We start from the raw sequence: 11502 nt of genomic DNA on the forward strand, positions 1-11502 counted from the left end.
TGACACTTTTATAAAGTAATTATCCAATAATTGCCGCTAGTTATGCCATTTTTGTGAAGTAATACATCCGGAAATTCCGAATGTATTTTGTCGAGAGAAGGCGGCGGGGTATCTTCGCCGCAGGCTTTTTATGCAGCCTGTTGGAATCGCGAAACAATTCCGTCCGAATAGACCTGCCTGCCGTTGGAGAAGGTGGCGCGCACCCGCGGAAGACGACCGCGTTCGGCAATGACGAGGTCGGCCCGCAGCCCGGTCTCGATTGCGCCGCGATCCGCAAGGCCGAGCGCCCGCGCCGGATTGGCACTGACCAATGCGACAGAGGCCGGTAATCCGCCGGATCCGGCTTCTGCAAGCGCGATGATTGCCGGCAGCATGGCCGAGGGGTGATAGTCGCTGGCCAGGATATCGAGAACGCCGCTTTCATAGGCTTCGCGGGCAGAAAGATTGCCCGAATAGGAAAGACCGCGAAGCGCATTCGGTGCACCCATTGCGGTCGCAAGCCCAAACTTGCGTGCCTCCTGCGCAGCCGCCATCGTCACCGGAAACTCGCTGATGCGCGCGCCCAGTCCCTCGACGATTGCGACCTTCTCGACGCTGTCGTCGTCATGGGAGGCGATGATGACACCGTGGTCGCGCGCAGTCGCCGCGATGCCCTGGAGATTATCGACTGCGTCGTTGTTCTGGGCGCGGTTTTCCATGCGCTGCTGGACACGCTGGGCGGCCTGTTCGAGGGTGATCTTGTTATTGYGCGCGATGCTCTCGATATGACGTTCGACATCGCGGTACTGGCCCTGGCCAGGCGTGTGGTCCATCAGAGAGACGAGATCGAGAGCGCCGGCCCGCAGCAGGTCTTCGATCACGGTGCGGGCATGGGTGAAGGTGATTTCGAAGCGTGCGTGAACCTTATGGTCGATCAGAAGATCGCTCTTCCGGAGCTCGACCAGCGTCTGAATGATCGAGCGCGAATGTTCTTCCGAGCGGATGTGGCCGTAACTGCTGTTGGCGTGGAAGGACAAAGCCGCATAAGCCGTCGTGATGCCGTTGCCGGCGAGTTTCTTGTCGAGCTCGAAGATACCGAGCTCCAGCGGAAAGCGCACATTCGGCCGCGGCTCGATCTCGCGCTCGATCATGTCTCCATGCATATCGATGAAGCCGGGCAGCAGAAGCCTCCCGTGGCCGGAAATATCGGCTGTCGCCACCGGCTCGTCACGCACCTCTGCAATCATGCCGTCTTCGATCCTGACTGCGCCACGCGGTATTATTCTATCGCGCAGCACGATCTCGAAATCACTCAGCCACATTCTCTGCTCCATCCTGGATCTGTCGGGTTTGAAGGCTGATTTCGCGGTCGATGAGATCCGCGACATCGTCGGGGTGGTGAAAGACGCCGATCATCGCGACGCCTGCGGCTTTCAACTCTGCGAGACGCACAACGAGTGCACGGCGCGCATTCTTGTCGAGCGAGGCGGTTGGCTCATCGAGGAAGAGAAGCCGCTGTGGCAGGATGAGCGCACGCGCCAGATTGACCTTCTGCTGCTCGCCACCGGAGAAGGTGGAGGGATAGGCGGCCCACAGCCCCGGCTTGACGCCGAAGGCGGAGAGCCAGCGGCGGGCCTCTTCGATCGCCTCGTCATAGGGCCGGCCGGCAAGGCGCAGGGGCTCGGCGACCAGCTCATCCGCCGCTACGCGCGGACGGGCCTGCAGGAACTGCGTCACGAAGCCAATTTCCCGGCGTCGCAGAAGGGCGATATCGACATCGGCTGCGACCGTCAGGTCGATGACGCCTTCGCGCGTGTGATAATAGGCGTGGCCTGATCGCGGCACATAGGAGCGGTAGAGCGTGCGCAGCAGGGTCGATTTGCCGGCGCCGTTTTCGCCCGTCAGCAGGATGAACTCCCCTTCGCGTAGCTCGAAATCGACATTGTCGAAAGCGTGCAGGGTGCGTTTCRGATGGTGCATCTCGAAATGCTTGGCCAGGCCCTGAACGGAGAGGATCGTCTGCGCAGAAGCGGCAGGATGTGTGTGCATGTTCACCGGCTGGGTCTCCTGTCAAAGCTTCGCATGCACGAGCTGCTGGGTATATTCATGCTGCGGATCCTGGAAGATCTGGTCGGCGAGGCCCTCTTCCACAGCTTCCCCATTGCGCATCACCATCACACGGTCTGCCATCGTGCGGATAACACCGAGATCATGCGAGACGATGACGATGGTGATCCGGCGTTCACGCTGCAGCCGCTTCAGCGTGTCCAGCACCAGCGCCTGGACGCTGACATCGAGCCCCGTCGTCGGCTCGTCGAGCAGGAGCAGGGCCGGCTCAAGCGCGATTGCCTTGGCAAGCTGCACGCGCTGCTGCATGCCGCCCGAGAGTTCCGCGGGCCGGGCATCCATGCGCGCGACCGGGAATTCCGAAGCATCGAGCGCGCCCCTGGCGCGGGTACGAAGTGTCGCGAAATTCCGCTCGCCGGCAATCAGCAGCCGCTCTGCGACATTGCCGCTGCTCGTGTTGTTCATCCGGAGCCCGAGATGCGGGTTCTGGTAGACGATGCCGATATGGCGTGCTCGCAGCATGCGCCGCTCGAAACGGTCGAGCGTGAGGAGGTTGAGATCCTCGCGGCCGGGCAGTGCCAGCCTGTATTCGCCGCCGTCGGCTCTGTCTTCGAGGTTCATCATACGCAGCAGCGTCGATTTACCCGAGCCGGATTCGCCGACGATGCCGAGCACTTCGCCAGGATAGACGGTGACATCGACGCTGCGCAACGCCTGCACATCGCCAAAGCTCTTGCGGATGCCGCTCATCGTCAGGATGGGCGAGGACAGCATCAGCCGCGGCGGCTGGCGCCCGGAAGCAGAAAGATTGGAAGCAGAAAGATTTGCGGCACTCATTGCTCGATCCTGCCTTGCTTGTAGTAGGTCTCGCCGATGGCAACGGCCTCGCCATCCCGCTTTTGGATATGCTTGACGCCGTACTGACTGTCGGAGACCTCGAAGGCCGAAGAGCCGTCGTCTTGCGGCAACTCGTTCATGAAGTAGCCTGTTACGCCGCTGCGGTGACAAATCTTGTCAGCATGATCCTCGACCCGGTAGGGCACGTCGTCGAAGACGAGCGGTTCGACGCGCGTGTAGGGCGGCACCGCGTGGATACGTTTTTCGCGGCCGGCGGAGAGGATCGTAAGGTTCGCCGCCTGGTTCATCTTCGGCACGTCCCAGCGTGGGATCGGCGACGGTGTCATCACATGCCGGCCGTTGACCATGCTCGGATAGCTGGAGCCCTGCATGATGCGGCCGGAGCGCACGAGCTGTTCGTAGAGCGTCAGCCAGAGCTGGCCGTAATCCGCATCGCCATGCATGATACGGGCTTCCGACATGTCCGGCTGGACGGACCGCAGCGGCTCGGGATTGGGAACCTGCAGCACGAGGATCTGGTCTTCGCGCAGCTTCTCCTCGGGAATGCGATGACGCGACTGGATAATATCGGCCTCCAGCGTATCCAGCGTCTCGCGCGCCGAGCTGACGCGGCGCAGGAATCTACGGATGCTGCTTGCATTGACGGAATCGTCGGCCCCCTGGTCGATGACCTTGACGACGGAGGTCGGTTTGAGAAGGGTCAGCGTTACCTGCAGCCCGCCGGTGCCCCAGCCACGGGCAATCGGCACCTCGCGGCTGGCATAGGGGACTTGATAGCCGGGAATGGCGATGGCCTTCAGGATGCGGCGGCGCATCTCGCGCTTGGCGGATTCGTCCAGGAAGCCGTAGCTGAAGGCCGCCCAGGGTTTGGTCAGTTGATCGAGTTTCACGGCATTGCCTTTTCGAGGTCGGCCTGCTTGGCCGCGCTGGTTTCATTGGCTGCCTTGTCGGCCTTCACGCGCCTCAGTGCATCGAGGCTCGACTGGAAGGTGACATAGTGGGGTAGCTTGAAGTGAATGCAGAAGCCCGAGCTTTCGACGGGTTCCGTATGGTAGAGGACGAACTCCTCATTCGAGGCCGGATGAGGATTGGGCTGATTGGATGCGAGATCGAGCGAGGCGGCGGCGATGACCTTCACCTCGTTCCAGCCGAAGGTGGCGGAAAAGCCGAGCTCCAGGCCCTTGCTCTTGGAGATGACTTCCGTCTGGCTGACACGCACGCGTCCGGCGCTGAAGAGCGTGCCGCGCGGGTGGCGGATGCGCACTTCGGCTTCGGCGAGCCGCAATTCGTTGACGGTCGGATGTACGCTTCCATAGCCGCGCATGGTGGAGTAGCCGAGCGCCAAGGTGCCGCCGGTATCTGCACGCGCAAGGCTCTGCAGCTTGTGCGCGCGGCTTGCCGGGAAGAGCAGCGGCTCGCGGGTGACATCGGGGATCTCGTCGAGCGGCACGTTCTCGGTCGGCGTCTCCGCGATCAGGCCCTGCGCCTTCTGCCAGTCCGTCAGCGACGGCTGCGTGGCCGGCGCCGGTTTATCTGCCGCCTCCACAGGCTCGGGAACGAAAGCCGCACCGTTCAGCACGCCGACATTCAGCAGCCGGTGCGAATAATCGAGCGTCGGTCCGAGAATCTGGCCGCCCGGGATGTCCTTGAAGGCGGCCGAAATACGCCTGACGGTGAAGAGATCCTGCTGGCGAACCGGTTCGGCGATCGTCAGGCGCGGCTGGGTGGTGCGATAGGCGCGCAGCAGCAGCACAGCTTCGTAGAGATCGCCGCCGGACTGGGCGAGCGCAAGTGCGGCAAGCTCCGGCGCATAGAGCGATGCCTCGCCCATGACGCGGTCGACGAGATAGGGCAGGCCTTCGCCGATTGCGTCGACACGGGCCTTGTCGATCTGCCCCAATTCTTCGCGATAGAGGCGTTCGGATTGTTCAATGGCGTGCTCGCCACCACGTGTTGCAACATAGGCCATCAAAGCACCTCTATCTTTATAGAGCGGGGAATGCCGACCAGGCTTGCACCGTCGGCAAGATAGATGTCCCAACCAAGCGGATAGCGGATTGCTTCGGCGCGGAGTGCCCAGAAATTCGGATGCACACCGCCGATATCGATATCGATGGAACCGTTCACGCCGGGGCCGGCCAGGCGAAGCCGAGTTCCTGCACCGATCTGTGCCTGCGCGAAGATCGTTGCCGATGCATCAGGATAGAGAAGGTTGCCGGACAGCATCGCCGAAAGTGCCGACACCGCGGTGCTATCGCTGATCGATGCGAAGACATATTCCGCCTGCGGCAGGGCAACGGCGTTGGCGCCGGTTCTGGTGATATCGGCTTTCAATCTTTCGTCTGCGCAAAAGAAGCTGCATTCGCGATCGAGCAGGCTTTCGGCCAGTGCGAAAAGGCCCGGAACGGGCAGGGGTTGGACGCGACCGGGGCGGGCAAGTGCCCAAATCAGCGCGTCGAAGGTGGCGTTGGAGCGCATGTCTTCATCAGTCGGAAGGAGCAAGCTCTGTGTCATCAGAAGGTCTCCATGCGCACGCGCGTCGCTTCGACCTTGCGCAGCTTGATGTCGTCGTCCTCTGTCTGGCGATGCTGTGCGCTGGTCAGAAAATTCTCGATGCCGGCCTTGCCGATCTCGGCTGTGAAACTCGCATCGATGACGGCCATGGCCATCGCATGTTCGAGATCGCGCCCGATGATAGCGCCATAGCCTTCCACGCCATAATCCGGCAGGCGGATATGGGCTTCGGACATCAGCACCTCGCCGAGGTGGAAGGCGATGTTCTGCACGGTATCGGTATAGGGCAGCATCGCGAGGCCGGTGCGGTTTACGAAAACCTCAACCGGTCCGAGTTCATCGAGCAAATCCTCTGCGACGGCCTTGATTTCTTCGGCATCGGCCCTCGCAAGTATGTCGAGCATGCTCGCATGGCTGAAGCTGGCAGGGGGCGCGCCGGCTTCCGTGGTGTCATTCATCGTCCTGTCCTTTCGCCGGGGTCGCAACGCGATCCTCCGGCTCGTTGTCAATGCTGAATTGCACGCGTTCGCCGGCCCAGACCGTCTCGGAATAAGCGATCGGCCGGGCTTCCATGTCGACGTCGGTCTTCTGGACGACGAGCACCGGCTGCTGCTGCGACTGTGCGAGAAGCTGAGCCTCATCGCCAATCGCGCGACGAGTGAGGATCATCGTGCTCTGCCTGATATAGTCAGGAATACCGAAGGCAGCGTAGATGCTGGTGACAGATTCACCTGCGCGACGCCGCAGATGCATGTTCGGGAAACGTTCCACCGGATGGTATGAGTGACTGAGGCTGATCGGCACGTCGTCGGCAAAGCCGCGTCGGGCGATCATGTAGACCTTTGCGCCTTCGGGAAGCTTCAGCGCCGCAGCGACGCCGGGCGGCGCCACGATCTCGGACTCCGAGACCGGCTGGCCGGAGGGGACGCGTCCCTGTTCGAGCAGGTTTTTGCGGAAGCGTGTTCGCCGGGCGATATTGTAGGTGAGGACCGAGTGCTCTTCCACAAAAGTGCCGCGTCCCTGTTCGACCCGCACCTTGCCGGCTGAGGCAAGCTCTGCAATCGCCCGCCGCACGGTGTGGCGGCCGACGCCGAACTGCTCCATGATCTCGGTTTCCGTCGGCAAGCGGCTTCCCGGTTGGAGCGCTCCCGACGCAATATCCCTGTTGATCTGTTTCTCGACGATCTGCCACTGGCCAGACCGTGATCTCCCGTCGATCGAATGTTGTTCTTCAATCATTCGGATGAATCCTAAATTCATTCGGATGACTTAACATAACGGCGATCGGTGACGCTTTTGTGTAAGTGGCGGAGATGCGTAGTGTCACTAACGAACCTAGCCGTCGTGACAAGGCGGGGCGAGCCGATCCGCAAGGTCTGGGCTGACGGATCAGATCATCAGCCGCTGCGCAGCGACATCGACCGATAGGCGTCATCGGCTCACGCCAATGCCCGACGCGCAACCCCGTTACGACGGACCGGTGGCGTCAGGTGGCCTTGTTCGGGCACGCTTGCGAAACGAGACTTAAACCGCGCAGGGATTTTCTGCCGGCACTGTGAACCAGTGCGGGCCGTCTTCGGCCATATAAATGTGGTCTTCGAGGCGAACACCGAATGCGCCGGGGAAGACGACCATCGGCTCGTTCGAGAAGCACATGCCAGGTGCCAGTGGGGTCTTATTGCCCCGGACGATATAAGGCGCCTCGTGGATTTCGAGGCCGAGGCCATGGCCAGCGCGATGCGGCAGGCCGGGCAGGCTGTAGTCCGGGCCGAGGCCATGCCGTGCCAACACGTGGCGGGCTGCAGCATCGAGGCTTTCACAGGGCGCACCAAGTTTTGCTGCATCGAAAACGGCCTGCTGTCCCTCGCGCTCGATTGCCCATGCACGTTCGAATGCGCCATAGCCGCTGTCGAGCATATAGGTGCGCGTCAGATCGGAGTGATATCCATCGATGCGGCAGCCAGTATCGACGAGAATGACGTCACCAGCCTGCAGGATCTGTTCGCCATCCGCCCCGTGCGGCAGCGAGGTGGCTTCGCCGAACGAGACGATGCAGAAGCTTGAGCCACCCTCCGCACCTGCAGCCCGATGCTGCTGGTCGATGAAGCGCACCACATCCGAGGCGGCCACACCAGGCGTGATCATATCGTGGACCTTGCGATGAACATCCAGCGTGATGCCCATCGCGTAGCGGATGATCGCGATCTCCGCAGGCGATTTGGTGGCCCGCAGCGCGCGGATCATTGGACCGCCGTCAACAAGACGCGCAGCGCCCATCACGCCGGTAAAAGCGTGATAGAAGGCAAGCGGCAGCGCGTCGTCGAGCGCGAGCTTGCCGGACGGGCCGACCAGCCGCGAGACCAATGCGGCAGGGCTTTCCTCTTCTTCCCAAACGGCAATGTCGCCCGGCAGATGCGGCAGGGTTTCGACGCGGCTACACTCGAAGCCGGGTACGATGTAGGTGAGCTTGTCGTCGGTCACGACCGCGCCGAGCAGCCGCTCGCTCAGGTGCCAGACGAGGCCGGTGAAATAGCGTAGACTTTCGGTCGGGCCGAGCAGGGTGGCGGCAATGCCGTCGGCCTGCATACGTTCGCGCAGGCTCGACAGGCGGCCGCTTCTTTCTTCGTCTGTGATAGCGGCGACAGGATGGGACCAGATCGGAAGAGACACGCTATATATCCGTAATTTTTGCCGAAATTGAGTGCTTGATTCCAGCATAGGGCAATTGTAGGCACTGTGTCGACAAACATTCCACAGGATTTCACCATGCTCGTCAGCGAATACACGATACCCGGCGTCCATGTCCGCGACCATCTCGTCGACGTACCGCTCGACTGGAAAAGGCCCGATGGCGCGTCGATCAAGGTCTTCGCGCGCGAGGCCTGTGATCCCGCGCGCAAGCAGGAAAAATTGCCTATCCTGCTCTTCCTGCAAGGCGGCCCAGGCGGCAAGTCGCCACGGCCGATCGGCGGCGGTCCATCTTGGCTTGGCGAGGCGCTCAAGACCTATCGTGTCGTGCTGCTGGATCAGCGTGGCACGGGCAGAAGCACGCGCATAGAGAGCGCCACCATGGCAGCGTTTGCGGATGGAAAGGCAGGAGCAGATTATCTCAGTCATTTCCGCGCCGACAGCATCGTCGCCGATTGCGAGTATTTCAGGAAAAGCGTGTTCGGCGGTACGCGATGGGAGACGCTCGGCCAGAGCTATGGCGGATTCCTGACGCTCACCTATCTGTCGCATGCACCCGAAGGGCTGGCTGCTTGTTATGTCACGGGCGGTCTTGCGGGGCTCTCAGCCACTGCGGATGACGTCTATCGCCGCACCTATCCGCGCGTCGCCGCCAAGAACCGGGAGTACTACAAGCGTTATCCCGCCGATCGTGATCGCATTGCCCGGATCGCCGAGCGCATCGACGCCGAAGATGTCCGACTGCCTGACGGGGACCGCCTGACTGTGCGCAGGCTGCAGACCATCGGCATCGATTTCGGCATGGCGCCGGGTTACGAAAATGTGCATTGGCTGGTGGACGAAGCCTTCTCCGATCCGGAGGAAACGCGGTTCTCCGATGCCTTCCTCGCCTCGGCCTTGTCGCTGACCTCCTACGACGGCAACCCGATGTTCGTGGTGCTGCAGGAGAGCATCTACGGACAGGGCAAGGGCGCGACCGGCTGGGCGGCGGAGCGCATCCGGTCGGAGTTTGCTGAATTCGGTGAGGGGAGCCGGCCGCTCTATCTGACCGGCGAGATGATGTATCCGTGGATGTTCGAGGAAATCCGCTCGCTGCGGCCATTCCGCGATGCGGTGGAAGCGCTGGCGCGCTACGATGGATACGAGCCGCTCTATGATCCAGCCCTGTTGATATCGAACGAGATCCCCGTGGCCGCCGCGGTCTATTTTGACGACATGTATGTAGACGCGGAGCTATCGCTTGCGACCGCGCGTGATGTCGGCAACGTCCAGACCTGGGTGACCAACGAATTCGAGCATGACGGCGTGCGCCAATCGCCTGCGGTCTTCACCCGTCTGAGGCAGATGGTACGCGATCGCGGCGGTCCCCTCGGCTAAGCCGAGGGCGTTCGTCGCTGCACCCACCGGAGATCAGGTCGAAAGAGACCTGCCGCCGACGGGATCGAAGAGATGCATGCGGTTCATGTTGAAGGAGAGCGGCATTTTCGTGCGTGGGCGCGGATCGCTCTCCGGATCGACGTTGGCGCACATGATGACTGAGCCGATGTCGAAGTAGATCATCGTTTCCGGACCCAGCGGCTCGACGAGATCAACATTCGCCTCGATGGTTTCAAAGCCGGGTTTCGGCGTCAGGCTCGATATCGATTCCGGGCGGATTCCGAAGACGACCGCCTCGCCGGCATGCGCCCGGTATTCCTGGGCGCGCGTGGCAGGGACCGCAAGCCGGCTACCGTCTTCCAGGACGACAACCAGCCCGTCGCCCTCAGCCTCAAGCGTTGCGTTGAGAAAATTCATGGATGGCGAGCCGATGAAGCCGGCCACGAACTGGCTGACAGGATGATGGTAAAGTTCCTGCGGTGGTCCGGCCTGTTCGATAATGCCGCCATTCATGACGACGACGCGATCGGCCATGGTCATGGCCTCAACCTGGTCGTGGGTGACATAGACAGTCGTGGTCGGCAGCAATTGATGCAGGCGCTTGATCTCGGTGCGCATCTGCACGCGCAGCTTGGCATCGAGGTTGGACAGTGGCTCGTCGAACAGGAAGACCTTGGGATTGCGCACGATGGCGCGCCCCATGGCCACACGCTGGCGCTGCCCACCCGAAAGCTGGCCGGGGCGCCGCGACAGAAGCTCGGTAATATGCAGGGTCTCGGCCGCGCGGCTGATGCGCTCGTCGATCTCCGCCTTCGGCAGTTTCTGCTGCTCAAGGCAGAAGGAGATGTTTTCGCGCACGCTCATGTGCGGATAGAGCGCGTAGTTCTGGAATACCATGGCAATGTCGCGCTTGCCGGGCCCAAGCCGGTTGACGACCTGATCTCCGATGACGATATCACCGCCGGTGATGTGCTCCAGGCCGGCGATCATGCGCAGCGTCGTCGATTTGCCACAGCCTGACGGGCCGACGAAGACAACGAATTCATTGTCCTCGATATTGAGGTTGATGCCCCGCACGGCTTCGTAGATGCCGTAGGATTTCACCACGTTGCGCAGTTCAAGGCGTGCCATTGTGATCTCCCTACTTTTCGTGCAGCCAGACAGCCATCGCGCCCGGCTCTCGGTTTGCCCAGAGATGGTAGGGGATCGCCCTGAACCGCGTCGTCTTCAGCGCCGGTGGCTGAGTGCGATAGAGCGTGTCCCGCCAGTCCGAAGCATCAGCTTCGAGCGCATCGCCTTCGAGAACCGTGGCGCCGCCGAGAAGCGTTGCGTCGAAGCTTGCGGCAATCTCGCCCTGTGAGGGCAGCCTCAGGCGCTGCGGCTCGGTGCCGAGATCGGCTTCCTCGACGCAGAAGATCACCGGCCCGCGCCGCAGCGCAAAGCGGCCGTTATCTTCGGTCGCGGCAGGATGGGCATAAAGGCGATCGATGGGCATGTCGAAGGCCAACCGAACCTCGTCGCCATCCTTCCATTCACGTGCGATGGCGGCATAGCCCTTGCTGACATCGAGCTTGATGGCCTCGCCATTGATGAAAGCCTCGGCATGGCGGCACCAGCCGGGAATGCGCAGGCGCAGCGTGAAACGCTTCGGCTGGTCAAGGCCGAGCGAAATTCTGACATCGCCATTCCACGGATATTCGGTGTTCTGCTTCAGGCGCAGGAAGGCGTTGTTGACCGAGAGCTCCGCGGCATTTTCACCGTAGAGATGGATCGCCACTTCATCAGCCTTGGTCGAGTAGAAATACTGGCCGAGCGAAGTGATGAAGCGGGCGATATTCGTCGGGCAGCAGGGGCAGTAATGCCATTTCCAGCGGCGGTTCTGGCCGTGGCTTTCGAGCACATTCTCATAGAAATAATGTTCGCCGTCGCGCGAGATGCCGGACAGCGCGCCGTTGTAGAGCACGGTTTCGAGCCTGTCGGTGAACTTGCTGTCGAGTTCGATCTGAGCCATGCGATGGC

General features: G+C 61.7%; 12 protein-coding genes. 1 reads left to right on the top strand and 11 read right to left on the bottom strand.

The genetic code is table 11. The features are described 5' to 3' along the window. Positions 1-128: 128 nt before the first annotated feature. From AC1D35_RS11325 to AC1D35_RS11365, 9 genes are all read right to left on the bottom strand, one after another. Positions 129-1301 (bottom strand): alpha-D-ribose 1-methylphosphonate 5-triphosphate diphosphatase, encoded by a 1173-nt coding sequence (locus tag AC1D35_RS11325; protein ID WP_477938604.1) that lies wholly within the window; start codon positions 1299-1301, stop codon positions 129-131. Beyond that, positions 1288-2028 carry a phosphonate C-P lyase system protein PhnL gene (locus tag AC1D35_RS11330; RefSeq protein WP_477938610.1) on the bottom strand — a complete coding sequence of 247 codons (741 nt, stop codon included), beginning with the start codon at positions 2026-2028 and terminating at the stop codon, positions 1288-1290. Before AC1D35_RS11330 ends, AC1D35_RS11325 begins: the two co-directional genes overlap by 14 nt. A 21-nt stretch (positions 2029-2049) precedes the next feature. Beyond that, positions 2050-2883, bottom strand: a complete 834-nt coding sequence (locus AC1D35_RS11335; protein ID WP_477853553.1) for an ATP-binding cassette domain-containing protein — start codon at positions 2881-2883, stop codon at positions 2050-2052. Then, positions 2880-3794: an alpha-D-ribose 1-methylphosphonate 5-phosphate C-P-lyase PhnJ gene (locus AC1D35_RS11340; RefSeq protein ID WP_113296580.1), complete on the bottom strand. Its 915-nt coding sequence runs from the start codon at positions 3792-3794 to the stop codon at positions 2880-2882. The genes AC1D35_RS11335 and AC1D35_RS11340 overlap by 4 nt, the downstream gene beginning before the upstream one ends. Beyond that, positions 3791-4873, bottom strand: coding sequence for a carbon-phosphorus lyase complex subunit PhnI (locus AC1D35_RS11345; protein ID WP_477853551.1), 1083 nt, complete (start codon positions 4871-4873; stop codon positions 3791-3793). Before AC1D35_RS11345 ends, AC1D35_RS11340 begins: the two co-directional genes overlap by 4 nt. Then, positions 4873-5418 carry a phosphonate C-P lyase system protein PhnH gene (gene phnH, locus AC1D35_RS11350; protein WP_477938605.1) on the bottom strand — a complete coding sequence of 182 codons (546 nt, stop codon included), beginning with the start codon at positions 5416-5418 and terminating at the stop codon, positions 4873-4875. The genes AC1D35_RS11345 and phnH overlap by 1 nt, the downstream gene beginning before the upstream one ends. Beyond that, positions 5418-5876, bottom strand: coding sequence for a phosphonate C-P lyase system protein PhnG (locus tag AC1D35_RS11355; RefSeq protein WP_477938606.1), 459 nt, complete (start codon positions 5874-5876; stop codon positions 5418-5420). The genes phnH and AC1D35_RS11355 overlap by 1 nt, the downstream gene beginning before the upstream one ends. Continuing rightward, positions 5869-6657 carry a phosphonate metabolism transcriptional regulator PhnF gene (phnF, locus tag AC1D35_RS11360; protein ID WP_477853545.1) on the bottom strand — a complete coding sequence of 263 codons (789 nt, stop codon included), beginning with the start codon at positions 6655-6657 and terminating at the stop codon, positions 5869-5871. The genes AC1D35_RS11355 and phnF overlap by 8 nt, the downstream gene beginning before the upstream one ends. 285 nt (positions 6658-6942) lie before the next feature. Continuing rightward, positions 6943-8088, bottom strand: a complete 1146-nt coding sequence (locus AC1D35_RS11365) for a M24 family metallopeptidase (RefSeq protein WP_477853544.1) — start codon at positions 8086-8088, stop codon at positions 6943-6945. Between the two features lie 96 nt (positions 8089-8184). Between AC1D35_RS11365 and AC1D35_RS11370 the strand changes: the two genes are divergently transcribed. Beyond that, on the top strand, positions 8185-9483 hold the full coding sequence (locus AC1D35_RS11370) for an alpha/beta fold hydrolase (RefSeq protein WP_477938607.1): 1299 nt from the start codon (positions 8185-8187) through the stop codon (positions 9481-9483). 33 nt (positions 9484-9516) lie between these two features. Here the strand turns inward: AC1D35_RS11370 and AC1D35_RS11375 are convergent, their stop codons facing one another. Together AC1D35_RS11375 and AC1D35_RS11380 are read right to left on the bottom strand one after the other, a co-directional pair. Then, positions 9517-10614, bottom strand: a complete 1098-nt coding sequence (locus tag AC1D35_RS11375) for a sn-glycerol-3-phosphate ABC transporter ATP-binding protein UgpC (protein ID WP_113507074.1) — start codon at positions 10612-10614, stop codon at positions 9517-9519. 10 nt (positions 10615-10624) lie between these two features. After that, positions 10625-11502: glycoside hydrolase family 127 protein (locus AC1D35_RS11380; RefSeq protein ID WP_477938608.1), on the bottom strand; the 878-nt coding region annotated here is incomplete at its 5' end.

The organism is Rhizobium sp. P1_E6, from assembly GCF_056405875.1.